The organism is Halomonas sp. AOP30-A1-24, from assembly GCF_052378165.1.
Classification (GTDB): Bacteria; Pseudomonadota; Gammaproteobacteria; order Pseudomonadales; family Halomonadaceae; genus Vreelandella; species Vreelandella citrativorans.
This window is the reverse complement of the sequence record NZ_JBQSXL010000003.1, coordinates 57,119-82,582: the sequence shown is the minus strand read 5'-3', so window position 1 is coordinate 82,582 and position 25,464 is coordinate 57,119. Positions and strand designations below refer to the sequence as shown.

Here is a 25,464-nt window from a genome sequence, read left to right as displayed (position 1 = left end):
AAAAACCGCTTACGCGCAACGTAAGCGGTTTTTTTCTGCGGTACATATAGGCTATGTATTGGCCCGGCTGGCCTGTAACGTGCGGGTCAATAGCGCGCGAAGGGCGGCAGGTTTTACCGGTTTCAGCAGCAGTTGATAGCCGTCGCGTTTGACCATGTCCGCAACGGCTTCGGTACGGTCAGCGGTAATCACAATGCCGGGCACCGCGCCCGATAAGCGCTCGCTCAGTGCGTCCAGAGCCATCAAGCCGGTCACTTCATTGTCCAGGTGATAGTCAGCGAGGATCGCATCCGGGTCGCCATCCATGTTGCGCAGGATGGATTTAGCGCCCCCAATGCTGGTGGCGGTAAAGACTTCACACCCCCAGCCGCTGAGCATGGCGGTCATACCTTCCAAAATCAGGGTTTCATTGTCTATACACACAATGCGCGCACCGGCTAGCTTATTGCCGCTGCGCCGGTTGGTAGGCTCTTGCTCGGCAGCGGTGATTGCCCTGGCCGCTACCACAGGCACGCTGACGGAGAACACGGTACCAATGCCTTCCCAGGAGCGAACCTTAATCGGGTGGTCAAGCACTCGGCTCATGCGATCAGCAATAGAGAGCCCAAGTCCCAAGCCTTTTTCACTCTCCTTGTGACGCGATACCTGATCCAGACGGCGGAACTCCTGAAAGATTTCCGTGAGCTTGGACTCGGGGATGCCGGGGCCGCTGTCCCAGACTTCTATTAAAAGCCGCTGTCCTTGGCGACGACAGCCCAGCAGCACATGCCCATCCTGCGTATAACGCACCGCGTTGGAAAGGAAGTTTTGCACGATCCGACGCAGCATCTGCGGGTCCGAATCAACCCATAGCTGGGTTGGCACAACGTTGAGATCCAGGCCGCGGTTATCGGCCATGACTTCAAATTCAGCGCGCAGCGGGCGGAATATATCGGCGAGTGCAAAGTGGCTGCGGCGCGGTGTCAGCGCGCCAGCGTCCAGTTTGGAGATATCCAACAACGTGCTCAACAGCTCTTCAGCGGCCTGTAGCGAGTTATCAATATGCCCGATGGTACGCTGCGTATCCGGAGTGGTTACGTTTTGCATAAGCGCTGACGTAAACAGTCGAGCAGCATTCAGCGGCTGCAATAAATCGTGGCTTGCTGCTGCTAAAAAGCGTGTTTTAGAGGCGTTGGCATCTTCTGCCAGTTGCTTGGCCTGGCGCAGGGCCTGCTCGGCCTCGGCGCGAACACGGTTCTCCTGACGCAGGGCGGCGTTGGCTTCAGAAAGTGCTTGGGTGCGCTCGCGAACGCGCTCTTCTAGTGTTTCATTGGTCTCTTCAAGCGCTATTTCAGCTTGTCGGCGCTCGGTAATATCTTGATAAAGCGAGAAAAAACCCAGAATCGACTGGCTGTCGCCAAAGTGAGGGGTATAGGTGACCAGCATATGGCGCATGACATCGTGGACGTGCATGGAGACTTCAAAACTTACCCGTTCTCCATTCAGTGCTCGGGCGACCCAAGGGCCACGCTCTTCTGACTGCTTAAGTGACAGCACATCCTCAAAGCGCCGGCCAATCACCGCATTACGATCAATGTTAAATGCTTGCTCATAGGCGCGGTTGGTAAACAGGTAGCGGCACTCTTTATCAAAGTAGGCAATGAGCGCAGGGACATTATCGGTGTAAATACGGATATTGTTTTCGGAACGAATCAGTGCCTCTTCAATCCGCTTTTGCTGGGTAATATCCTGGTACGTGTAAACAAATCCACCGCCGGGCATCGGATTACCCTGAACTTCCAGCACGCTGCCATCCTGACGATAGCGCACGTAGCGATGAGGGTGACCTTCGCGAATATTATCCAGCAGTAGCTGGACATGCTCTTCGGGGTCGCCCGGGCCATATTCGCTGTTATGAGCGTTATAGCGGAAGATGCGATCAATTGGCGCGCCGACGCGAATTAAATGGTCGGGAAAGCGGAACAGCTCAAGATAGCGTTGGTTCCAGACGACCAGGCACAGATTTTGGTCAACAACGCTAATCCCTTGGTTAATGTTTTCGATAGTGGCCTGCAGCAGTGCCCGGTTGAACTCCAGTACCTGTGACGCTTCATCAACAATAGAGATAACATCGGAAATGCCGATTCCGCGTCCTTGTAGCGCTGAGTTAACGACAATGCGTGCCGAGGATGCGCCGAGTACCGAGGCAAGAAACCGCTCGGTAAATTGAATAACATCAATGGAGGCGCGTGTGCTGTAGTCCAGTGGCTTGCCCAGGCGGCGCGCGTAATCCTCAAATGCCCGTTCCACCTGGCTTGCGCCCAAAAAGCGCTCACATAATACTTTTAGGTCGCCCACCGTCGTGGCACCTGTCCACGGGCGGTTCACCGAGGTCTGGCGCGTTTCAACACTATCGACAAATAGCGAGGCCTGGATACGCTCAACCACTCGCTGCGAGGTCACCTGGGAGATGAAGATATAGCAAAACAGGTTAACGCCCAGCGATAGCATGACGCCGTGGGTAAAGCTATCCCCCAGGTTCAGGCCAAAAAGGGCGGTGGGGGAGAGCCAGGCAATCCCCATCGGGCCGTCTGAGAGCCATGCCAGGGGCAACACGCCGGCATTCGTCATGGCGGGCAACAAGAGGCTGTAAACCCAGATGGCAAAGCCTGCGTTCATCCCCACGATAACGCCCAACCGGTTACCGCGTTTCCAGTAAAGCCCGCCAATGACCGCAGGGGCAAACTGCGCGGCGGCTGCAAAGGAGAGCATGCCGATAGAAGCAAGCGAAGTGAGCTCGGCGATGAGTCGGTAAAAGCCGTAGGACATCGCCAACACGACAGCAATGGTGATGCGACGGGCTCGCAGGACCAGGCGTCCGTAGTCACGGGCTTTGGTATCAAACCAGCGCAACCGGAACAGGGCCGGGATAACAATTTCATTGGAGATCATGATGGAAACGGCGACCGCTGCAACAATCACCATGCCGGTGGCGGCTGAAAACCCGCCAATGAAGGTCAGCAGCGCTAACCACTCATGGCCCGAGGCCATGGAAAGCGCCAACACATAGGTATCAGGCTCGACGCCGCTCTCTGAAAAGAGCAGTAACCCGGCTGCGGCCAAGGGCACAACGAAAAAAGCGATAGCCAACAGATAAAGCGGAAACAGCCAGCGGGCTTTGGTGGCGTCATCCGGGTGAATATTTTCAACCACGGCCACATGGAATTGACGTGGCAGGCAGAGAATCGCCAGCATCGCGAGCAGCGTTTGTGCCCAAAAACTTTGGCCGAAGTCCTGGTTGGCGAGCTGGCGCTGAAGGCCAAGCTGGCTCTCTGCGTGCCCCATTAGCTCGCTTAAGCCATCGAACATGCCCCAGGTAACAAAGGCGCCTAGCACAATAAATGCGACAAGTTTGACGATGGATTCAAAGGCGACGGCATGAATCAAGCCTTCATGGTGCTCGGTCGCATCGGTATGACGGGTACCAAACAAAATGGCAAACACAGCCATAATAACGGCTACATAAAAGGCGGTGTCGCCAAAGAGCGGGCTTCCCACGCTATCGCTGGCATCGGTTAGCACGCTAAACGTGGACGAGACAGCCTTTAGCTGTAGCGCGATATAGGGAAGTGTTCCGATCAGCGCGACCAGGCTTGCAAACGCGGCAAGCGACTGCGTCTTTCCGTAGCGCGAGGCGATAAAGTCCGCGATAGAAGTGACGTTTTGGTGTTTGGCAACGCGGATCATTTTGGCGAGAACCGGCCAAAACAGTAAAAATGTCAGGATAGGACCAACAAAAATACTCGCAAAGGACCAGCCTGCCGTGGCTGCCTGGCCTACCGCGCCGTAAAATGTCCAGGAGGTGCAGTAAATGGCCAGCGCCAGGCTATACATGAGGGGGCGCCGGCGGCTGGCGCCGTGGGTACGGGCACGGCGGTCGCCGTGCCAGGCAATACCGAAGAGAATCGCGATATAAAGAAAGGATACCGCGACCAGCAGCCCACCGTGAAACATGCCTATTTCCCCCACCAACGTTTATCTCGCCCAGCGAGCGGCGCGTGTAAAGAGCCCCATTCTAGGCGAAGAGCAACGCTTGCGTCTCTCCTATGCGTCGGCATTCCCGCATACGGTGGCTAACAGCGTGGATGTTTCGCGCAAGAGACGAAGTTCGCTCAACTGCGCCTCGCCAGCCTCGTTGCTTAGCGGCACCAGTTCACGGCTTTCGCAGTTCAGCAAGTAGGGCTGAGTAGACACAAAATCGGTATGACGGCGAATGAACTGGTAAAGAATAAACTCTACCACCTGATCACCTTCAATATCGCGGGTAATAATGTTATCGCTATCCACCACGCTAAACTGGGTCGTGATGGGGAAAACAAACGTCCATGGGCGCCATACTTCTGTTCCGGTGGCACTACTGACGATGACGGATGATTCAGGTAACTGGTGTTGTTTGTGCTCAAACCACGAGTACTCCACGTGAATCTGATAACCGAGCATACCCAGCCCCGCAAACACCGGCACTATCCATTTAGGAAGCCGGTTGCGAGATAGATTGCGCAGAATCAAACCAATCCCCGCAGCGGCCAGTGCAGCAAAAATAGCGGCAATCAAGTGCCATATCATAAAGCGATTTCCTGAAAGAGAACGGGCTTCCCAAAGGAAGCCCGGTTCGACATGGGTTCCGTGAAATGCGCTCTGGCGAGCGCATTCAGGAACGATTATGGCTTAGTGATCAACTGCGGCACCAGCACCTTTTGGATAGCGTACGCTTTGCACTAGCTCCTGGATCTCTTTAGGCGGCGGCGCCGTCATGCTAGAGACAAGGAAGGCAACGGCAAAGTTGATCATGGCGCCCACCGCACCGAAGGAGAGCGGGGAGATACCGAACAGCCAGTTATCCGGCGTATTGGGCAGCATGTTGGTGCCCGGGATAAAGAACCAGCCGAGGTAGGTAAAGATATACAGCAGGGTACACGCCAGGCCTGACAGCATACCGGCCACGGCTCCGGTGCTGTTCATGCGAGTTGAGAAAATACCCATCATCAGTACCGGGAACAGCGAGGCGCCGGCAATACCGAAGGCCAGGGCGACGGTCTGTGCCGCAAACCCTGGCGGGTTCAAGCCAAGATAGGTGGCCAGCAAGATAGCCCCGCCCATTGAGATGCGTGCTGCTAACATCTCCTTCTTCTCGCTGATATTCGGGTTGATCGTGTTCTTGATTAAGTCATGACTGATCGCCGACGAGATAGCGAGAAGCAGACCCGCCGCTGTCGAGAGGGCGGCCGCAATACCGCCCGCCGCGATCAAGCCAATTACCCAGCCGGGTAGGTTGGCGATTTCAGGGTTAGCCAGAACCAAAATGTCATTGTTGACCGTCAGTTCATTGCCTTCCCAGCCGCGACTATCAGCGATAACGTCAAACTCAGTGTTGGCATCGTTATAGAACTGGATGCGGCCATCATCGTTAAAGTCAAAGAACGTGATCAGGCCAGTCTCTTCCCAGGTGCGGAACCACTCAGGACGATCTTCGTAGAGGATTGGCTCGGCACTGGCCTCCTCATAATTTTCAACCTGGCCGGTTAGCTCCGGATAAATGGTGGTCATCAGGTTCAGACGTGCCATGGAGGCTACGGCTGGCGCTGTTAGGTACAACAGAGCGATGAAGACCAGCGCCCAGCCCGCAGACCAGCGTGCGTCAGCCACCTTGGGAACCGTGAAGAAGCGAATGATAACGTGGGGAAGGCCAGCGGTACCGATCATTAGCGAGAGCGTGAACAGCACCATATTCAGCTTGTTGTCGACGTCGGCGGTGTAATCTTGAAACCCAAGTGCCATGACGACATCATCAAGCTTTTGCAGCAGTGGCAGGCCAGATTCCGTGTGGGAGCTGAACATACCGAACATGGGGATGGGGTTGCCCGTCAACTGCATGGAAATGAACACAGCCGGGATGGTGTAGGCCACAATCAGTACGATGTACTGGGCGACCTGGGTATAGGTGATGCCCTTCATGCCGCCGAAGACGGCGTACAGGAAAACAATTCCCGCAGCGATCCAGATGCCCCAAGTGCTGGGTACTTCCAGAAAGCGTGAGAAGGCAACGCCAGCCCCGGTCATTTGCCCGATTACATAAGTAACTGATGCGATAATCAGGCAGATAACCGCGACGACCCGAGCGGTACGGCTATAGAAGCGCTCACCGATAAAGTCTGGAACGGTAAACTTGCCGAATTTACGCAGGTAGGGAGCGAGCAGCATAGCCAGAATAACGAAGCCGCCGGTCCAGCCCATCAGGTAGGTTGAGTTGGCGTAACCGCCGGAGGCGATCAGGCCCGCCATGGAAATAAACGAGGCCGCTGACATCCAGTCGGCCGCTGTGGCCATACCGTTAGTGATCGGGTGAACACCACCGCCAGCCACATAGAACTCTTTTGTGGAGCCCGCGCGCGCCCATATCGCGATACCGATATAGAGCGCAAAGGAGGCGCCTACAAAAAGCAGGTTGATTGCAAATTGGCTCATTCTGACTTACTCCTCAAGGCCAAATTTCTTATCGAGCTGATTCATTCTCCAGGCGTAGAAGAAGATCAGAGCAATAAAGGTAAGGATCGAGCCCTGCTGAGCAAACCAGAAGCCCAGGTCTGTTCCCCCTATTTGAATGCTTGCTAGAAGCGGTCTAAACAAAATCGCGCATCCGTAAGACACGAAGGCCCACACAATAAGGCATCCGGTAATTAAACGAACGTTGGCTTTCCAGTATTCCGCAGCATTGGATTTGTCATCTGCCATTGTGTTGCTCTCCACTTGTGTTTTTAGGTTTGGAAAGTTCACCAGGAATAGCGTTTAGCATGTCAGGGTAATTGCACGCTAAAACTACCTACCGCTTGGTTTTGTCTCTTGGTTGGTTATTGATTATTGCCGTTGATACAAGCGTTTTATGAGATTTTGGTAAGTTTTGGTTAGCACTGTGCAATTACCCTGAATGATGCATTGTCAATACTGGACAATAATCGCTAAAAAATAATCCCAGACTTTGGTATCACTATCTACTATAGACTAAATAAAGAGTTTCAAATGGCTGAATATTAGCGTTTTTACGTACATTTTTTCAGCAGACTACTCGTTAGTTGAACGATGGTCTAGGGTTTGGTTAAAAGATAATATTTGCTACTTTAAAATAGCGTTCAATACTAACGGTTAGTTGCTGGGGAGGTGCTACTTTAGTCGTTTAAACCAACGTCGGGCGACGTTGGAATAATAGATAAAGGTATATAGAGTAGTATGTGTTTCTTAGTGGCAGGTTTTGTACAGGCTTATTTGGGTTAATTGGTTTACTTTATTGAGAAGGGCTTATGCTAGGCAGTAGTCTGACGCTACCGTTACTAATAAAAAGTAGTAGGCTGGCTCTTAAACACCGTAAACCAGAAAGAAGTACCTCACCCGTTGATTGACGTACTTCCAATTTTACGGACGTCGCTTTTTTCTTTTGTAGTGTAAGGACATGCCCCATGGTTGATGTTGATCTGTCCCAACTGCCATTTACGTTGCTTGATGACACGGGGCGCGAGCATGTTCGTCGAGGCATGGACCTTGCCTATTTTGACCGCGATGACATTATCCTGGAAATGGGCGAGCAGGGTGCTTACGTTTTTCTTATTCATAAGGGAGACGTCGCTGAGATAGACCCCTCCTTGCCTGCGGCAAGTGCTCACATTGGGCACTACACGGCAGGGGACTTGTTTGGCGCCATTAGCATCTTGAACGGAAAAAGCCGCTACCGTTTTCAGGCTGAGCAGGAGTGCCTTTGCTACACCATGCCCAGCCATCTGTTTAGCCAGCTTTGTCGCCAGTACCCTCCTTTTGAGCAGTTCTTTAGGCAGTCACTTGCTCACAAGGCGCGCTTGTTGACAGAAAAACGCGCCGACGGTGGCGTCACCATGGCAGGCTTTATGCTGGCTCGCATCAGTGAATGTATGCGAGCGCCCCTGCTGATGGATGCTTCTACCACTATTGCCAGGGCGGTTGAAAAGCTTAACGAAAGCCATGCTGATAGCCTGCTGGTGGACACCCAAGGCAAGCTTGGCATGGTGACGAAAACCGATTTGCTCAATGGCCTAGTCGTGAGCGGCTTCACGTCAGCCACTCTGGTGGGGCAGGTGGCGCACTTCTCCCTTGTCACGGTAACGCCTGAGCAGTACCTGTTTGAAGCCCTGGTGTTAATGACTCGGCACAAGGTTACCCGCGTTGTGGTGATGGAGCAGGCCGCCTTAAAAGGCGTGGTCGAGCTGACGGATGTGCTGAGTTATTTTTCCAGCCGAAGTTATGTTGTTAGTCTGCAGGTGGAGCAGGCTGATGACTTGGAAACGTTGGCAGTTGCTAGTCATCGCACCCCTGAACTCGTCACAGCCCTGATGGCACAAGGCGTTAAGCTTAATTTTGCCATGGACCTGCTGGCGGCCTTGAATGGCCGGATTATGAGCAAGGCCTGGGATTTTGTTATCAATGAGGAGCATCATCAGCATAGCTGCCTGATGGTGATGGGGAGTGAAGGGCGCGGCGAGCAAATTTTGAAAACGGATCAGGATAACGGTCTGATTTTAGACGACGACGCCCAGTGGCCAAGTGTCGCCGATGATATGCAGGCCTTAACCGAGACGCTCATAAAACTGGGTTACCCGCCGTGCCCTGGTAATATCATGGTCTCTAACCCCGAGTGGGTTGCCAGCGTTTCTCAGTGGAAGAAGCGTATTGCTCAATGGGCCAACGTGCGCGATGGCGATAGTTTAATGAAACTTGCCATTATGCTGGATGCTCATTCAATGGCAGGGAATCCATGTTTACTTGAAAGCGTGCGCGAGGCGCTATTTGCGCGCTGTGCCCATGATGAAATTCTGCTTTCCTACTTTGCGCGTGCGGCTCTGCGTTTTTCAACACCGCTGACGCTTTTTGGTTCGCTTAAAAAGCCTCAGCACGGTATCGATATCAAAAAAGGCGGCATTTTTCCGATTGTCCACGGTGTACGTACCATGGCGCTTGAGCGGCGCATCAGCGTAACCTCGACGCTGGGCAGGTTGACGGCACTGGTTGATGATGGCCGCCTTGAACGACGCACCGCTGATGATTTAGGAGAGGCACTTTCACTGTTGACCGAGCTGCGTCTTAAACAGCAACTTAGCGGGCAGGATATGGACGATGCGCGCTCCAATCACGTGGTGGTGCAAGAGCTCTCGTCACTTGAGCGCGATTTATTGCGCGAGTCGCTACATATCGTTAAAGACTTTAAACAGCGCCTCTCCTATCGTTACCATTTAGAATATTCATGAGCAGCGCTATGCAAGGCAGCAAAAAAGGCATGGCACTGCTGGGGCAAACGCTGCGCAGAACGTTTAAGCGTGAGCGAGATCGGCGCCGCTATGCGAATTCGCCTTACGCCTGGCTTTTCCAGCCCTATATGGGGGAAGAGCTAGTGGCGCTGGCTTGCGAATCACTACCCGGTGAAACGCCGGTATTAAGTGTGGCTGCTGTGGTACTTAATCAACAGCAAGTGCACACAAGCCAGCCGTGGGTGGCAACGTTTGCCGACCCTCAAACGGTTGACCAGCCGGTGCTGCGCCAGCATCAGCAGCTTTACAATCCCGCCACGGCGGTACCCCTCTGTGCCGAGACACTGCATGCGTTTACCGATTTTATTGGCAACCGGCCGCTGGTCGGGTGGCAACTGGACCAGCAGTTTTGCATGCTTAATAGAGCCTTTAGAGCGCACCTCGGGTTTGGGCTACCTAATGTTCAGGTCGATGTGGCCAAACTGCATCAACGCCAATTGCGCCGTTTACACCCGTTAGTGGAGTCTTCCCAACCGTTTTCCGAGGCGTTGGCCTGCTGGCAAGTGCCTACTATCTCGACCCAGAGATTGCTAGGTAAAGCCACCGCAAGCGCCTTGCTGTATATGCGCTTACAGCGTGATATGACGCAGTCGGGTTAGCTTCTAGCGTAGTGGTGCCTGTGCCGATGGCCGTATTGATAACCGTATTGATAACCGTATTGATAACCATAGTGATGACCGTAGTTATGATCATAGTAACGACGTGATTTTGCCAGTTGGGTGAACGGCGGGAGTATTGTTAGAATAGCGGCTGCTCCTTCTACCATTGGCAGTGCTTATATCATGCAACACCTTGATCATTTTGACCCCGCCGCGGCAACCGTTGCACCGACGCCTGACCTGCAAGGCCAGCCGGCGCTTGAGGATGCCAAACAGAAACGCGAATTCAACAAGTTGCAAAAGCGGCTGCGGCGCGAGGTAGGTAATGCAATTATCGATTACCAAATGATCAATGAAGGCGATCGGATCATGGTCTGCCTGTCGGGGGGGAAAGACAGCTACACCATGCTTGAGATTTTACGCAACCTGCAGCGCAATGCGCCGGTGAATTTTTCACTGGTGGCGGTCAATATGGACCAAAAGCAGCCTGGTTTTCCTGAGCATATACTGCCCCGGTATCTGGAAAAACTCGGCGTGGAGTACCGCATTCTGGAGCGCGATACATACTCGGTAGTGAAAGAAAAAACGCCGGAAGGCAAGACAACTTGCGCGCTTTGCTCGCGGTTAAGGCGCGGGTCGCTTTACGGGTTTGCCGAAGAAATTGGCGCCAACAAGATCGCCCTTGGTCATCATCGTGAAGATATTCTGGAAACGCTGTTTCTCAATATGTTCTTTGGCGGCAGCCTGAAGGCAATGCCGCCCAAGCTGCTTTCCGATGACGGCAAGAATGTCGTGATTCGTCCGCTGGCCTACTGTAAAGAGGCGGATATTGCGGAGTTTTCGCGCCTGATGGAGTTCCCGATTATTCCCTGCAACCTGTGCGGTTCGCAGCCGAACATGCAGCGTCAGGTCGTTAAGGAAATGCTGGCCGAGTGGGACAAAAAGCATCCGGGTCGTTTGGAAAGCATGTTTAAAGCGGTCACTAACGTCGCGCCTTCGCAGCTAGCCGACCGCGACCTGTTTGACTTTGCGGGACTGGAAGCCAAACAGGAAGCGCTAATGGCGGGGCGTATTGAAGCATTTAACGTGAGCTAATCACCGGCTCTTCCTCTTCAGCAAGCGCTATAAGCCGCTGCATATCGAGGATGTTAACCTCGCGCCCTGAGACGGCCACCACGTCTTGCTGCTGAAAACGGCTCAAGATACGGCTGACCGTCTCAACCGCCAGCCCCAGATAATTGCCGATATCCGCACGCGCCATTGAAAGCCTAAAGCTGTAAGGCGAGTAACCCCGACGCCGAAAACGCTCTGAAAGCGTCAGTAGAAAACTGGCCAGCCGCTGGTCGGCGGTTTTGCGCGACAACAGGCGCATCATGCGCCGGTCATCGCGAAGCTCCTTGCTCATACTGCGGTACAGCTGACCACGAAGCTCCGGCAGCTCCTCTGAAAGCAGGTCCAGCCGATCAAAGGGAATTTCGCAGATGGTGGTGGTTTCAAGGGCAATCACGCTGCCTGGGTAGTGCTCTTCGTCAATGCCGTCCAATCCGACAAGCTCGCTGGGCAAAAAGAAGTTAGTGAGCTGATCGTTGCCATTACCTTCGCTGGTTACCTGTTTTAGGCTGCCTGAGCGAACGGCATACACACTGGTAAAACGGTCGCCTTGACGAAACAGTGTTTCGCCCTTTTTCAGCGGTGCTCGGCGTCTGATGATGGCATCAAACTGCCCCATGCCTTCAAGCTCAAGCGCTAGTGGAAGGCAAAGCGAGCTTAGGCTGCAGGTCTGACAGCGTGCTTCTTGAAGAAGCGAGCGTCGTTGGCTTGTCGAGGGTAGCATGACTATCTCCCTGTTTCTCTTTTGCCTAAATGGCTATCTACCGCAGGCGTTGATGCCGCCGGTTAAACGATTCTTGAGTAGCGTTGGCCTGAGTGCCCCGGAAGGTAAGCATCAAACGCCATGGCCAGTTGGCGAATCAGTAAACGGCCCATTGGCGTCGCCTCAAGCGTATCATCCAAGCGAACGATTAGCCCGTCCTGTTCAGCAGTGCGTAGGCTTTCCAGCGCACTGGCAAAGTAGTCGTTGGCGTTAACCTGCCATTGCCGGCTAACCGCTGCTAAATCCAGGCGCATATCGCACATTAAACGTTCGATAACGTCGGCTCGTATTAGGTCATCCTGATTTAATCGTACGCCTTTCACGGTAGCCAGTCGACCTTGATCCAGGTTCTCTTCGTAGCTAGCCAGGTCAGTAGGGTTTTGCGCATAGCTATCGCCTATTCGGGAAATAGCTGACACGCCCAGACCGATAAGATCGCATCTGGCATGGCTGGAGTAGCCCTGAAAATTGCGCTGTAGGGTGCCGTTGGCTTGGGCAACCGCCAGGCTGTCATTGGGTTTGGCAAAGTGATCCATCCCAATATGTTGATAGCCCGCAGCGGTCAGCATGTCGATGGTCGTACGCAGAATCGAAAGCTTTTCATCCGCACCTGGCAGGTCATCCACGCTGATACGTCGCTGAGGCTTGAAGCGTTCAGGCAAATGCGCGTAATTAAACACGGATAAACGCGCCGGATTTAACGCGATCACCTGTTCAAGCGTCTTGGCGAAGCTCCTTTCCGTTTGAAAGGGCAGACCGTAGATTAAATCCAGATTCAGCGAGAGAAAGCCCAACCGGTGTGCTTCATCCATTAGTGTTTCGGTAAGCACGCGAGGCTGATGACGGTTAATCGCCTTTTGAACGCGTGGGTCCAGGTCCTGTACGCCAAGGCTCAGGCGGTTGAAGCCCAAAGACTGCAGGTGGCGCAGGGTTAAAACATCGGCTTCGCGCGGGTCGATCTCAATGGCGTAGTCACGCTCTGGTGCGTTTGAAAGACCGAAGCGTGCGTCCAGGCGGTCAATCAAGTCGCCCATCTGCTCCAGTGAAAGAAACGTAGGGGTGCCTCCGCCCCAGTGCAACTGATTGACAGGGCGCTTTGTATCCAGATGACGGGCCGTCAGGACCATCTCACGATCTAGCCGATAGAGATACGACTCGGCCAGGGCGGTGTTTTTCGTCGCAATTTTATTGCACGCGCAATAAAAGCAGATTTTGCGACAAAACGGGATATGGACATAGATGGAAAGCGGGCGCTGACTTGCGTTGCTGCGCTCAATGGCCTGGGTCGCATCTTCGGCGGTAAACCCTTCGTGAAAGGCCAGCGCCGTCGGGTAGGAGGTGTAGCGTGGGCCGCTTTTATCATAACGGCGCAGCAATGCGTCATCCCAGCGGGTGCTGGATGACGCGGTAGCAGTAACGGATGAGGGGACAGCCGTGGCACATACAGGCATGAAGAGGCGCTCCGGTAGCTGAAAATACGTTTTTAAAAGCTACCGATAGGCTAGAGAACATAGCGCTGTAGTGCGTTGCGCCAGGTCAATGATTGGCGTGTGAGTGTCCGCCTGAATGCCCACCTGAGTGCATGTTGAGTGCCCAAAGCTGCCATACGGCAAAGCCGATAATGACGAGCGCGGCGATGGTTCTTGTCGCGGGGTGACGAATAAGATGATTAAGCTTGCGTGCGGCAAGTCCCGTGGCCAGTAGCGCAGGCAGGGTGCCCAGGCCAAAAGCCCCCATTAATAAAGCCCCTTGAAGCGGCCGGGCCGTCGCCAGGCTCCAAGCCAGCATTGAATACACCAGCCCACAGGGCAGCCAGCCCCAAATGGCGCCTAGCGCGAATGCCTGAGGGAAATGAACCACCGGCATCAAGCGTCGGCCCCAGGGCTCAAGGTGACGCCATAATCGTTTGCCCACGGCTTCCACGCGTAAAAGCCCTTTCCACCAGTTAGCAATATACAGCGCCATGAGAATCAGCATGAGCGCTGCAACGCCTTGCAACAGCTGGCGCGCCAGCAGTGAGGGCGAAAGCACGGTGCCCAACGCGGCTACCAGCGCGCCTGCCGTCATGTAGCTTAATATTCGGCCCAAGTTGTAGCTTAGCAGTAGGCCGCCCATACGCGCCGAGCTACGCATGCTGGGCGGGATGGCAAAGGTTAATGCGCTCATGACGCCTCCGCACATGCCGATGCAGTGGGCCCCGCCCATCAACCCAAACACAAACGCGGCAATAAGCGGAGGAAGGTCAAGCCCGGTCGGGTTCATGGCACGCCTTTGACTGCTGAAGTGGATAAATGGGAGGTGGATACGTTGGAAGTAGATAGCCTGTGTGAAAAGCGTAGCGTATTGGCAATGACGGCAAGCACACTGGCGCCTGCGCTCGCAATAGCGCCAAACGGCGATAGAACGCCCACCGCTGCCAAGATAAGCGCTATCACGCTGATGGAGGCCGCCATGCCCATTGAGTGTTGTATGCAGCGCTGCGCGGCGCGGGCAATGGTTAGAGTTTCTACGGCGCGCCCGCTTCGTGGGCTGAGTATGACCACGTCTGAGCAAGACGCTATCGCCTCATCGGCAGACTGCGTTGTTGTGGCCAATGAAAGCAGGGCGCGAGGGTTCGTTATCACCACGCCTCGTGTAAGTAACTGCTGGTAAGCGACCGTTAGCGCCGCTGGGGTTGCCAACGCCAGTGCGCACGGGCTGCCTGCTATTAGCAGCGAAAGCAGTACATCCAATGCCATTAGCGGTTTAAACCACCACCAGAGGGCTGCCACACTCAGCGTTATGATAAGCAGGCCAACGGCCCACTTGTGCACGCCGTGCGCATTAATACTGGCCAGGTGCTTCCCAGTAAAAGCAGCGCCAACCAAGGCGCCTAGCGCTGCAATACGGGCGCGGGCAGGCGGTTGGACTACGTTAATCACCAGCGGGTTTTCGAGGTTTTGGCAGCCTGCCAGCACGCTATCTCCTATAGCGTAACTCACCGGGAGCGGTTCGCCGGTGAGCTGTGAGGTGTTCAGGCTTGATGCGCCTTGCTCGATAACGCCGTCAGCAGGTATCCGCTGCCCCGCATTCACTACGATACGATCACCTGGGCAAAGCTCACACGCGGGTAAAATTCGCTCGCTTTTGTCGGGGTTACGCCGAATGGTCGTGGCGGGTAGGGCTCCTTTAAATGTGTCTTGAGGGCTTCTCAAGCCTGACAATGATCGAGCGCAGCCAAAAAGTAGTAACAGCGTTGTGAGCAGCGCAATCATGCCAACGTACATGCCAACGTAGTGCTCCCCTGTGTGAAAAAACGATGCGTAGCCGCTGGCCAGGTAAGCGCAGCCCAGTGCCAGGGCAGTAGGCACGGCCGGACCCAACAAGCCACGCTTTATATCGACAAGCGCTTGTCGAAAAAAAGGCGGCGTGGCAAACAGCATGATAAGCGTTGCCAGTATCATGGGAAGCCAGTGAAGCAGCGTAGTAGTATGCGTATTGAGATCCCCTCGTGCTTCACTCGGCAAAAAAAGCATGAGCAGCGTGATACCGAGAAGGCACGCCCCCGATACTCCCAGCCGCAATGCGCACAGACGCTTTTTATAGCGCACGCGTTCCTGTGCAGGGTCTGGCTCAAAAGGCAGGGCGCTGTAGCCAATACCGGCAAGCTCGGCCAGTAGCTGGGAAAGCTTAAGCTTGCTGGGTTGCCAGCTAACGTGAAGGCGACGCCGTGATAAATCGACGGCACTTGAAATGATGCCCTTCAGCGCATTTAAGCGATGTTCAATTAACCAGCCACAGGCATTACAGGTAATACCTTCTACCGCGAGCGTAGCGCTTAACTGGTCACTGTCGACGCCAGAGGGCAACGTTTTCCGGAATTTTGCCTCAAATTCAGGGCTGTCGAAATACGCCCAGGCATCGCTATCGAGTGTCTCTCCGGCAGGCGTTTCGGGCAGCTCAGTGCGCTGCTGGTAATAGCGCTCCAGGCCGCCCTGTACAATGGCATGGGCAACGGCCTCGCAGCCTGGGCAGCACAACGGGTACGTGGTGGCATCCAGCGTTATATGCCAAGGCGCATTGCTCGGAACAGGGCTGCCACAGTGGTAACAAGAGGAGGCCGATAACGTTGTCATGGCCTCGCTGCCTGTGCTTTAAATAACCGTATCATCAACGTTTTATCAGGCAAGAGTGTTTCCTTAAGGTAGCAGCCATCGGAAAACTCTTGAATGAATAGTGAAGGTTTAACGGATTAAAATGCCAGGAGAAAGAAAACAGTGATGCCAGACGCTTATGCAGGATATTTGCCCCTTCCGCCAGACGCGCTGGAAGATGCCTTGGCGCAAACTGAAGCCCCCGGCTTCTTTTTGGTGGAGGGGCTTGGGCCGCTGGCAGTGGTGGGGCGGGCGCATATCGGGCGAATTTTATGGGCGCATGGTGCAGGCGCTGGGCATCAGTCATCTTTTATGCAGCGCATGATCAATGGGCTGGCAGCCCAGGGGCTTCAGGTGTTTGCGATTGACTTTCCCTATATGCAGCAGATTAATCAACAGGGTAAACGCCGCCCGCCACCGCCGGTTGCTCACACGGTAGCGCATTTTACTGCCTGGTATCGTCTGCTTGCGCCATTGGCGGCATCGCCGCTGTGGGTGGGCGGAAAGTCGATGGGCGGACGAATTGCGACGATGTTGGCCAGCCAGCAGGCTTGCCCTGGTGTTATCGCCGCAGGCTATCCGTTTCATCCGCCGAAAGCGCCTGAAAAACGTCGGTTAAGTCACTGGCCTGATATTCACTGTCCGGTATTGATACTACAAGGCGAGCGTGACCCGTTTGGTACGCGTGAAGAAGTAATTGGCTATCCATTAACGCCTCAAACCAGGCTTGACTGGCTAACTGATGGTGACCATGACTTTAAGCCACGGCGCGCTTCTGGATTAAAACATGAGTTTTTGATTGACGAGGCGGCCTCACTTGCGGCATCCTTCGTCCGCGCTCATGGAACGCCTTCGGGAATGTGAGCAACGCGCTGGTTTAAATCACAAAGTTTAAACATAACGTGTTGACATTCAGCGAGGCTTCTGTAGAATGCAGCGCCACGTGACCAGCGGGTGGTTAGCTCAGTTGGGAGAGCACCAGCCTTACAAGCTGGGGGTCACTGGTTCGAACCCAGTACCACCCACCATCGAAAGATGGCCTGGAAACGTAAAGCAGTACCAAAGTAATATCAGCATGATGTAATGCGGACCGGTAGTTCAGTTGGTTAGAATGCCGGCCTGTCACGCCGGAGGTCGCGAGTTCGAGTCTCGTCCGGTCCGCCATCATCATACGGTTTACTTTGTAGCAGTTATCGCTATTCGGACCGGTAGTTCAGTTGGTTAGAATGCCGGCCTGTCACGCCGGAGGTCGCGAGTTCGAGTCTCGTCCGGTCCGCCACGATAACTTGCAGATTCGTTGATGAAGATCAACACCTTGGGTGGTTAGCTCAGTTGGGAGAGCACCAGCCTTACAAGCTGGGGGTCACTGGTTCGAACCCAGTACCACCCACCATTTAAAGTCCATTTTAAATGGTTGTCATTGTAATACCGCGTTAAGTGCCTTATATGTGGACCGGTAGTTCAGTTGGTTAGAATGCCGGCCTGTCACGCCGGAGGTCGCGAGTTCGAGTCTCGTCCGGTCCGCCATTAAGCACCTTCAGTTTATACCGAACGAATTCTAAAACCCCGGATCAATGATCCGGGGTTTTTCGTATGTGCGCTGGTTGGTTACGCCAGTCAGGCAACCGCGCTAACACCTGCCTTGGCAATCTGGACGTCCTGCTCAGGTTTTACACCGGAAATACCTACCGCGCCGATCACTTGCCCATCGACGATCACTGGAACGCCACCAGACAATAAGCCAGGGAAAGGCGCGGAAACAAATGCAGTGCGGCCACCGTTAATCATCTCTTCAAACACCTGCGTTTCCTTGCGGCCAATAGCGGCATTACGCGCTTTATGAGAGGCGATCTCCGCGCTAAAGGGCGCGGCTCCATCCAGGCGACGTAGCGCCAGCAGGTGGCCGCCATCGTCAGTGACCACAATCGTCACCGGCCAGCGGTTGTTGTCCGCTTCTTGTTGCGCGGCATCAAGTATCTTGTTGATATCGGTAAGCGTCAGTACGGCTTTGGTTTGCATGGTATTTCCTGTTGGTTGGTTAATGAGTTTTATTGAGCGAGTGCGGCGTCTACCACTTCGACCCAGTGACGAACCGGCGTCCGGTTCGCGCCTGCCAGGTGCGTTTGGCAGCCAATATTAGCCGTTACGATAAGCGCTGGGTTGCCTGCTTCCAGGGCATTGAGCTTATTGTCGCGCAGCTGTGTGGCGAGTTCCGGCTGGGTGACCGAGTAGGTGCCCGCTGAACCGCAGCAGAGATGAGCATCCTGCACCGGGGTCAGCGTAAACCCTAGCGTGGTTAATACGCTTTCAACCGCGCCGTTAAGCTTCTGGGCGTGTTGTAGCGTGCAAGGGCAGTGAAAGGCCAGTCGCTGAGTCTCTTTTACCTGAAGGGCGTCCAGGGGCTCCTCTCGAAGTATCTCAACAATGTCTTTTGCCAGCGCACTGACTCTCTGGGCTTTTTCAGCATAGCGCGGGTCATCCTTGAGCATATAGCCATACTCTTTGATAAATGCCCCGCAGCCACTGGCCGTTTGAACAATAGCTTCCGCTCCTTGCTCAATATGTGGCCACCAAGCGTCAATGTTGGCGCGCATGCGTGCTCGGCCGTCATCCTGGGCGTTGAGGTGAAAGTCAATGGCCCCGCAGCAGCCCGCCTCTGTGACGGGCGTTAAGCTAATATCCAATCGGTCCAGCAGCCGCGCTGTGGCGGCGTTGGTGTTGGGCGATAACCCAGGCTGCACGCATCCCTCTAGCATCAGCATTTTCCGAGTATGCTGCGTACTGCCCGGCCGTTTGCCGGCATCAACGGGCGCGGCTGGCATTTTATTGCGTAGCTTGCTTGGCACCAGCGGCTTGAAGGTTTGGCCCAGTTTAAGCAGCGCCTTGAAGCGCGTTGGCTCCACCATCATTTTACGCAGCGCGTAGCGCTGGGCACGCTCGGCTGGCGGGCGCGGTACTCGACGCTCAATTTCAGCGCGGCCGATATTTAATAGCTTGTGATACTCGACCCCGGAAGGGCAGGTGGTTTCACAGTTCTGGCAAGTCAGGCAGCGGTCCAGGTGCAGCCGGGTTTCTGCGGTGACCTGGTCATCGTCGTCGTGGCTTTCCAGCAGCTCCTTCATCAGGTAGATGCGCCCGCGGGGGCCGTCACGCTCATCGCCCAGCAACTGGTAAGTGGGGCAGGTCGCGTTACAGAAACCGCAGTGTACGCAGGTGCGCAAAATGCGCTCCGCCTCCTGAATATGCGGCTTTTGAAGATCCGCATCGGTAAAATGCGTTTGCATATCAGTTCTCCTGATTAAAGCGCCGCATAAAGACGACCGGGATTAAAAATAGCGTGAGTATCCAGCTCCGTTTTCAGCCTACGGTGATACTTTTCAACCACGCTGTTTAATGGCGTAAAGGGCTCAGCGGCTCCGCCTTGCGCCTGCGGGGTGTAGCAGGTAGCGTGCCCGCCGGCGGCCTGGCATGCCTTGCGTAACGTTGTTGCATCCAGTGAGGTTTTTACCCAGCGCTGGCTGCCGCCCCAGTCGTAAAAGATATCTTGCTGGGGAATATCCAATGCAAGCGGGGCAGTGTTCGGAGGGAGTGAAAGGCGCCACAGCGGTGGGGCATCGCGGTACTTAAAGAAGTCATGGGTATGATCACGCAGCGAGGCCCAAAAGCTGGCCTCCAGCGGTTCGCCACCCAAGCGCTCACGGGTCGCTTTTACCGAGCTTTCGCCCCCCTCCAGGCGAATAAATAACTCGCCTGCGTGCCAGGCTGCGGCAGTGATGGGCAGCGGCTCGCGGCCAAGTTCAGCCAGTTTGTGTAAGGCCTCTTCAAGGCTTAGTGGCAGGCGCAGACAGTGGCTTGCGGTGGGAACAGGCAGCACCTTAAAGGAGATATCGGCCAGTACGCCAAGCGTGCCTTGGGCACCGGTCATTAAGCGGGAAAGATCATACCCCGCCACGTTTTTCATCACCTCGCCACCAAAGCGCAGCAGTTTGCCCTCTTGGGTAATAATGCGTGTGCCGAGCACAAAGTCGCGTGCGGCACCCGCCCAGGGGCGCCGGGGGCCAGAAAGCCCGGTGGCCACAGCGCCGCCAATGGTGCTGTTCTCACCAAAGGAGGGCGGCTCAAAGGGGAGCATTTGATGGTGTTCGGCAAGCGCTGCCTGAAGCAGGCTTAGTCGTGTGCCCGCCCGCACGGTGACCACCAGCTCTACCGGGTCGTAAGAGACAATGCCGCTGTGCTCTGCCATGTGCAGCGGCTGGCCTTCCACAGGGCGGCCATAAAACGCACGAGTGTTCCCCCCTGCAATACGCAGTGGCGTGCGCGTTTCATAGGCGTTACGCACCTGGTCACACAGGCGCTCAGAAATATCGCGGTCTGCGGCGTTAATCGCTAGATCGGTCATGAGTGTTCCTTATGCCATCAAAACCGCGGAAGCTCCGGGTGCGGCAATTCATTGTTATGCACATGCATGGCGCCAAATTCGGCACAGCGAGCAAGCGTAGGGATGTTTTTACCGGGGTTTAGCAGGCGCTTTGCATCAAATGCGGCTTTTAGCGCATGAAAAATGCGGATCTCATCGGTCTGGAACTGGCTGCACATCTGATTGATTTTTTCGCGCCCCACGCCGTGCTCGCCGGTAATGGACCCGCCCGCTTCCACGCAAAGCTCCAGAATCTTGCCGCCAACGTCCTCGGCAAGCGCAAGCTGCCCCTCTTTGTTGGCATCAAACAGAATCAGCGGGTGCATGTTGCCATCGCCTGCGTGAAACACGTTGGCCACGTCCAGGCCACTCTGTTCAGAAAGTGCGGCGATACCCTTGAGTACGCGCGGCAATTCGCGGCGCGGGATCGTACCGTCCATGCAGTAGTAGTCTGGCGACATACGGCCAACCGCAGGGAAGGCATTTTTACGTCCGGCCCAAAACATGGCTCGCTCAGCCTCATCGCGGGCCTGCTGAATCTGTGTGGCGCCTGCCTTTTCGAGTACCCGACGTACCGTTTCACAGTCGTCATCTACATCTGCCTCAACGCCATCCAGCTCACACAGCAAAATGGCTTCAGCATCCATGGGGTAGCCCGCTTTAACAAAATCTTCAGCCGCTTTAATGGCTAGCCTGTCCATCATTTCCAGCCCGCCTGGAATGATGCCTGCGGCAATAATATCGCCCACCGCTCGGCCCGCTTTTTCAATATCGTTGAAGCTTGCCATCAAGACCTTGGCGGTTTCCGGCTTGGGCAACAGCTTAACGGTAATTTCAGTCACCACACCGAGCATGCCCTCTGAACCATTCATCAGTGCTAGAAGATCAAACCCCGGCGCATCCAGCGACTCGGCGCCCAGCGTCATGTGCTCGCCTTCAATAGTAAGCACATCAACACGAAGTACGTTATGCACCGTGAGCCCGTACTTTAAACAGTGCACGCCGCCTGCGTTTTCTGCCACGTTGCCACCAATTGAGCAGGCGATTTGAGATGACGGGTCAGGGGCGTAGTAAAGCCCGTAAGGCGCGGCCGCTTCAGAAATAGCCAGGTTGCGTACCCCCGGCTGCACACGCGCCAGGCGGGCGTCCGGGTCAACGCTTAAAATACGATTAAAACGCGACATTACCAGCAGCACACCTTGTTCCAGCGGAAGTGCGCCGCCGGAAAGGCCGGTGCCCGCACCGCGCGTCACTACGGGTACATCAAGTGCGTGGCAGCGCTTTAGCAGGGCTTCAACCTGCTCAAGGTTCTCAGGCAGCGCCACCAGCATGGGTAGCACCCGGTACGCCGCCAAGCCATCGCACTCAAAAGGGCGCAGGTCTTCTTCCCGGTGCAGCAGGGTCATGGAGGGCACTGCCTGCTGTATATCGCTTAAAACCTCGGCTTTATCGCGGTGGACCAGCTCGCCGTCAAGGCGCTCATCAAAGAGAATATTCATCACAACTTCTCTGGTTTTTTTATCGTTAAAGGTAACCGCACGGTCAATTCGCTATGGCATCAATCTGAGCTTTTTTTGTGCGGCTGTCCAGGGTGTGGTGCAATGGTCAGACCAGTAATTAGTCGATGTTGAAACGCGCTGCCGCCTGCTTGCCAACGGGTAAATCTTACCTTGCCATGGGCGACCAACCAGCGCCTGGATGAGAGAAAACAGATGTCCTTTTCCAATCAAGAACCTGTACTTGGCCTGCGTACGCCTGACCATGTTGCCGCCCGTTTGGAGCGCTTGATTCTGGATGGCGTCTTTCGGCCTGGCCAACTGCTGCCTTCTGAACGGCGCCTCTGCGAGCGGCTTAAAGTATCCAGAGCCTCGCTGCGTGAAGGCCTGCGCATTCTACGTAGCAGAGGCGTGATTGAAACTCGCCAAGGGCATGGCTCAACCGTGGCATCGCTTCTCCCCATGCAGGATAAAAGCCCGTTGATGCACCTGTTCCATGATCACCCGCGCACGCTGTTTGATCTGCTCGAAGTGCGCGCTCTGCTGGAAGGAGAGTCGGCTTTTTTGGCGGCGACGAGAGGTACCTCCATGGACCGCGTGTTGATTACCCGGCGCTACCAGGAGCTGGCGGATTATGCCGAGCACGCCGAGAGCATTGACGTTGAGCGGCTGGCGCGGCTTGACCACGCCTTTCATCTCGCCGTCTCCCAGGCATCGCACAACCCGGTGCTGGTACATACACTGCAAAGCCTGACCGACCTGCTGCTAAGTTCGGTATTTGCCTCGGTTAAGCATCTTTACCACCGTACGGGCCCGCGTGAAATGATCAACCGCCAGCATGCCCGGCTGCATGATGCGGTTGTCGCAGGCGACGCCGAACAGGCCAGGCAGGTGGCGCTGGAGCATCTCACCAGCATTACCGAGCTGCTACGGGAGCTGGAAGTAGAGAGCGAACGTCTGGAGCGCTCAGCCATGCGTATGGAGCCGTGGTAATGCTTTGCTGATGAAAATGCCTGGTTGATGAAAATGCTGGCTTGATAAAGTACCTGGCTAAAAGATTCACGTTGCTCAGCGGCTGACACAGACGCTAGCCTAGGCGATGACAATAATCAAAGGAGAGCGATGTGGCTATTTACCAGTTCGGTGAGCACCAGCCTGATATTCATGACGACGTGTACGTTGCTGAAACCGCAGACGTGATAGGGCAGGTAACCTTAAAAGCACGCTCCAGCGTCTGGTATCAAGCGGTGTTGCGCGGTGACAGCGACCTTTTGGAAATAGGCGAAGAGAGCAATATTCAGGATGGCGCGGTATTGCATGCCGACCCAGGATATCCGCTCAAAGTGGGGCGCGGTGTCACGGTGGGCCACCAGGCCATGCTGCATGGTTGTAGCGTAGGCGATGGCTGTTTGATCGGTATTCAAGCCGTGGTGCTTAACGGCGCGGTGATCGGCGAAAATAGCCTAGTAGGTGCGGGGGCATTTATTAAAGAGGGCGCTGTGTTTCCGCCCAACTCGCTGATTGTGGGCTCACCTGCGCGGGTAGTACGCACGCTTTCTGCTGATGCCATAGAAGGGCTTAAGCTGAACGCGCAAAGCTATGTCATACGCGGCCAGCAGCATGCCACCTCGCTAAAACGCATCGATTAGCACGTCAACTATTACATTAGCGATCACATCAACGAATGCGCGGCTTTCTAACGACGTTCCTTGCGTTTAAAGCACGACACCCCAAGGCAGGCTTGGGGTGTCGTAAAGGGTGACGCTAGTCAGATGTTCTACATAAGTGGGTCCGTAACGCCAAGCACATAGAACGCTACCATCGCAATAATGCCCGCGAAGACAAGATAGTAGATGGTGGGGATAATAGTCTTACGAATGGTCGTACCTTCACGGCCCAACAGGCCAACGGTCGCAGAAGCCGCCACAACATTGTGAATCGCAATCATGTTACCCGCAGCGGCACCGACTGCCTGCAGAGCCACCATCATGGCAGTTGAAACACCCAGCGTTTGGGCGACGTTAAATTGGAACTCTGCCAGCATCAGGTTAGAAACCGCATTGGAACCTGCAATAAAGGCACCCATGGCGCCCACAGTGGGGGCGAAGAAGGGATAAATGTTGCCCATGCCATGAGCAACTGCCTGCGCCATCATTACCGGCATTGACACCAGGTCCGCCCCGTTAACCCCTGAATTGATCAAAATACGTACCATGGGTACGGTGAAAATCAATACAAAGCCTGCGCCCAATATCGTTTTGGTGGATTCTGATACCGCCGCGCTTATTTTGCTCGGATTCATCTTGTGCAGGAAGTAGGTCACGATCACTACCGCCAAAATAATTCCGCCTGGCAGGTAAAGCGGCTGTACACCCCCGCTAACGCCCGTTTCGCCTAGAATATTGTTCCAGTCCAGACTGATAGAGGTGAGCGCCACCCGCAGCGGTTCAATGGTTCGTGAGGCTACCAGGAACAGCGCAAGCAATACGTAGGGAACCCAACCCATAAAGGTAGACATCGGGGCTTTTCCGGCCACATCTTCAAGCTTGATTTGCAGGTTGCCAATCCACTCATCCGGCCAAGAGGTTGATTCCGGAAAGTCCCAGGTATCTTTGGGAAGTAAAAAGCCTTTACGCGCTGCCGGTACAACAATCGCCAGGCCGACCATGGCACCAATCATGGAGGGAAATTCCGGGCCCAGGAAAACGCCCACCAGCATATAAGGAATCACAAATGAAATGCCTGTGAAAAGGGCAAACGGTACAATCGAAAGCCCCTCTTTCCAGGAGCGGTTGGCGCCGAAGAAACGCACCATCACCAGTACCAAAATCAGCGGCATGCAGATGCCGATGATGCCATGCGTAATAGCCACTTCGCTGGTGATCAGTTGGAAAAATGTGCCCCAGGTGGAGCCATCCGCTTCCAGTTGTGTCGTTATGCCCGCACGGTCCAGCCCGCTGCCCACGCCCACGATAATAGGCGTGCCCACGGCGCCGAACGACACCGGGGTAGATTGGATCATCATGCCCACCACGACAGCGGCAAGTGCCGGGAAGCCCAAGGCAACCATTAGCGGTGCGGCCACGGCAGCGGGGGTGCCGAAGCCAGAAGCGCCTTCAATAAAGCAACCAAACAGCCAGGCAACGATCAGTGCCTGAACGCGACGGTCTGGACTGATGCCTGAAAAACCATTGCGAATAGCGGTAATGCCCCCTGAATGCTTCAAGGTGTTGAGCAGCAAAATGGCGCCAAAAATAATCCACAGCAGGCCTGCTGTTTGGATAAGGCCTTGGATAGTCGAGGCGGCCACGCGGCTAAATGACATATCCCAAACCGTCAGCCCAATAGTGGCTGCGGTGAGGAATACAATCGGCATCGCTATTTTGGCCGGTATTTTAAAACCAACGAGTAAAATACCTGCCAGCAGTAATGGCAAAAAAGCCAGAAGAGCAAGTGTTGTTTCGTTCATAAGAAAACTGCCTTTTTATTTATGGGTATGCGCTATCTCTGTCTAATGGTTTAAGTGCTAAGAAGCCTCTGATTAACTATTGCGCTTGGTCATACTGCGTTAAAAATCATCT

19 protein-coding genes and 5 tRNA genes are annotated in these 25,464 nt (G+C 54.8%); 11 read left to right on the top strand and 13 right to left on the bottom strand.

Annotation, left to right across the window (positions count from 1 at the left end; translation table 11 throughout):
- Window positions 1-51 precede the first annotated feature (51 nt).
- The 4 genes from ACT3TJ_RS02600 to ACT3TJ_RS02585 all read right to left on the bottom strand — a co-directional run bounded on the left by ACT3TJ_RS02600 (window position 52) and on the right by ACT3TJ_RS02585 (window position 6,771).
- The gene (locus ACT3TJ_RS02600) at window positions 52-3,993 is read right to left on the bottom strand and encodes a hybrid sensor histidine kinase/response regulator (RefSeq protein ID WP_444665442.1); all 3,942 of its coding nucleotides are present in this window, start codon (window positions 3,991-3,993) and stop codon (window positions 52-54) included.
- A 90-nt stretch (window positions 3,994-4,083) separates the two neighbouring features.
- Window positions 4,084-4,605, bottom strand: coding sequence for a hypothetical protein (locus ACT3TJ_RS02595; protein ID WP_172117421.1), 522 nt, complete (start codon window positions 4,603-4,605; stop codon window positions 4,084-4,086).
- 102 nt (window positions 4,606-4,707) lie between these two features.
- The gene (locus tag ACT3TJ_RS02590) at window positions 4,708-6,504 is read right to left on the bottom strand and encodes a sodium:solute symporter family protein (protein WP_444621513.1); all 1,797 of its coding nucleotides are present in this window, start codon (window positions 6,502-6,504) and stop codon (window positions 4,708-4,710) included.
- A gap of 6 nt (window positions 6,505-6,510) precedes the next feature.
- On the bottom strand, window positions 6,511-6,771 hold the full coding sequence (locus tag ACT3TJ_RS02585; RefSeq protein WP_087105999.1) for a DUF4212 domain-containing protein: 261 nt from the start codon (window positions 6,769-6,771) through the stop codon (window positions 6,511-6,513).
- A gap of 719 nt (window positions 6,772-7,490) precedes the next feature.
- Here ACT3TJ_RS02585 and ACT3TJ_RS02580 point away from each other — a divergent pair.
- The 3 genes from ACT3TJ_RS02580 (at window position 7,491) to ttcA (ending at window position 11,059) form a co-directional block, all read left to right on the top strand.
- Window positions 7,491-9,305 (top strand): putative nucleotidyltransferase substrate binding domain-containing protein, encoded by a 1,815-nt coding sequence (locus ACT3TJ_RS02580; RefSeq protein ID WP_444621514.1) that lies wholly within the window; start codon window positions 7,491-7,493, stop codon window positions 9,303-9,305.
- An 8-nt stretch (window positions 9,306-9,313) separates the two neighbouring features.
- Window positions 9,314-9,964 (top strand): DNA polymerase III subunit epsilon, encoded by a 651-nt coding sequence (locus ACT3TJ_RS02575; RefSeq protein ID WP_193056877.1) that lies wholly within the window; start codon window positions 9,314-9,316, stop codon window positions 9,962-9,964.
- A gap of 183 nt (window positions 9,965-10,147) precedes the next feature.
- Window positions 10,148-11,059: a tRNA 2-thiocytidine(32) synthetase TtcA gene (gene ttcA, locus ACT3TJ_RS02570; RefSeq protein ID WP_444621515.1), complete on the top strand. Its 912-nt coding sequence runs from the start codon at window positions 10,148-10,150 to the stop codon at window positions 11,057-11,059.
- Here ttcA and fnr read toward each other — a convergent pair.
- The 4 genes from fnr to ACT3TJ_RS02550 form a co-directional block, all read right to left on the bottom strand.
- On the bottom strand, window positions 11,046-11,798 hold the full coding sequence (gene fnr, locus ACT3TJ_RS02565; protein WP_172117427.1) for a fumarate/nitrate reduction transcriptional regulator Fnr: 753 nt from the start codon (window positions 11,796-11,798) through the stop codon (window positions 11,046-11,048). The genes ttcA and fnr overlap by 14 nt on opposite strands.
- Window positions 11,799-11,860: 62 nt before the next feature.
- Window positions 11,861-13,288 carry an oxygen-independent coproporphyrinogen III oxidase gene (gene hemN / locus ACT3TJ_RS02560; protein ID WP_193056878.1) on the bottom strand — a complete coding sequence of 476 codons (1,428 nt, stop codon included), beginning with the start codon at window positions 13,286-13,288 and terminating at the stop codon, window positions 11,861-11,863.
- Between the two features lie 85 nt (window positions 13,289-13,373).
- Window positions 13,374-14,099 (bottom strand): sulfite exporter TauE/SafE family protein, encoded by a 726-nt coding sequence (locus ACT3TJ_RS02555; RefSeq protein ID WP_193053271.1) that lies wholly within the window; start codon window positions 14,097-14,099, stop codon window positions 13,374-13,376.
- Entirely contained in the window at window positions 14,096-15,952 is a 1,857-nt protein-coding gene (locus ACT3TJ_RS02550; protein WP_444621517.1) for a heavy metal translocating P-type ATPase metal-binding domain-containing protein, read from the bottom strand. The genes ACT3TJ_RS02555 and ACT3TJ_RS02550 overlap by 4 nt, the downstream gene beginning before the upstream one ends.
- A gap of 144 nt (window positions 15,953-16,096) precedes the next feature.
- Between ACT3TJ_RS02550 and ACT3TJ_RS02545 the strand changes: the two genes are divergently transcribed.
- The 6 genes from ACT3TJ_RS02545 (at window position 16,097) to ACT3TJ_RS02520 (ending at window position 17,497) form a co-directional block, all read left to right on the top strand.
- Window positions 16,097-16,834, top strand: a complete 738-nt coding sequence (locus ACT3TJ_RS02545) for an alpha/beta fold hydrolase (RefSeq protein WP_444665441.1) — start codon at window positions 16,097-16,099, stop codon at window positions 16,832-16,834.
- 88 nt (window positions 16,835-16,922) lie between these two features.
- Window positions 16,923-16,998: transfer RNA gene (locus ACT3TJ_RS02540), tRNA-Val, on the top strand.
- Window positions 16,999-17,057: 59 nt separating this feature from the next.
- A tRNA-Asp gene (locus ACT3TJ_RS02535) sits at window positions 17,058-17,134 on the top strand.
- A gap of 38 nt (window positions 17,135-17,172) precedes the next feature.
- Window positions 17,173-17,249: transfer RNA gene (locus ACT3TJ_RS02530), tRNA-Asp, on the top strand.
- Window positions 17,250-17,287: 38 nt separating this feature from the next.
- Window positions 17,288-17,363 (top strand) — tRNA-Val (locus ACT3TJ_RS02525).
- A 57-nt stretch (window positions 17,364-17,420) separates the two neighbouring features.
- Window positions 17,421-17,497: transfer RNA gene (locus ACT3TJ_RS02520), tRNA-Asp, on the top strand.
- A 90-nt stretch (window positions 17,498-17,587) separates the two neighbouring features.
- Here ACT3TJ_RS02520 and ACT3TJ_RS02515 read toward each other — a convergent pair.
- The 4 genes from ACT3TJ_RS02515 to glcD are packed head-to-tail and all read right to left on the bottom strand — an operon-like array spanning window position 17,588 to window position 21,886.
- Window positions 17,588-17,989: a GlcG/HbpS family heme-binding protein gene (locus ACT3TJ_RS02515; protein WP_087111863.1), complete on the bottom strand. Its 402-nt coding sequence runs from the start codon at window positions 17,987-17,989 to the stop codon at window positions 17,588-17,590.
- Between the two features lie 29 nt (window positions 17,990-18,018).
- Window positions 18,019-19,254 (bottom strand): glycolate oxidase subunit GlcF, encoded by a 1,236-nt coding sequence (glcF, locus tag ACT3TJ_RS02510; protein WP_444621519.1) that lies wholly within the window; start codon window positions 19,252-19,254, stop codon window positions 18,019-18,021.
- Between the two features lie 14 nt (window positions 19,255-19,268).
- Window positions 19,269-20,369, bottom strand: a complete 1,101-nt coding sequence (gene glcE, locus ACT3TJ_RS02505) for a glycolate oxidase subunit GlcE (RefSeq protein WP_444621520.1) — start codon at window positions 20,367-20,369, stop codon at window positions 19,269-19,271.
- A 17-nt stretch (window positions 20,370-20,386) separates the two neighbouring features.
- On the bottom strand, window positions 20,387-21,886 hold the full coding sequence (gene glcD, locus ACT3TJ_RS02500) for a glycolate oxidase subunit GlcD (protein ID WP_444665440.1): 1,500 nt from the start codon (window positions 21,884-21,886) through the stop codon (window positions 20,387-20,389).
- A gap of 213 nt (window positions 21,887-22,099) precedes the next feature.
- Here glcD and glcC point away from each other — a divergent pair, with 213 nt between their 5' ends.
- Entirely contained in the window at window positions 22,100-22,876 is a 777-nt protein-coding gene (gene glcC, locus ACT3TJ_RS02495; RefSeq protein WP_193057144.1) for a transcriptional regulator GlcC, read from the top strand.
- 131 nt (window positions 22,877-23,007) lie between these two features.
- Entirely contained in the window at window positions 23,008-23,532 is a 525-nt protein-coding gene (locus tag ACT3TJ_RS02490) for a gamma carbonic anhydrase family protein (RefSeq protein WP_172117437.1), read from the top strand.
- A 128-nt stretch (window positions 23,533-23,660) separates the two neighbouring features.
- Here the strand turns inward: ACT3TJ_RS02490 and ACT3TJ_RS02485 are convergent, their stop codons facing one another.
- Window positions 23,661-25,352 carry an L-lactate permease gene (locus ACT3TJ_RS02485; protein ID WP_444665439.1) on the bottom strand — a complete coding sequence of 564 codons (1,692 nt, stop codon included), beginning with the start codon at window positions 25,350-25,352 and terminating at the stop codon, window positions 23,661-23,663.
- Window positions 25,353-25,464 lie beyond the last annotated feature (112 nt).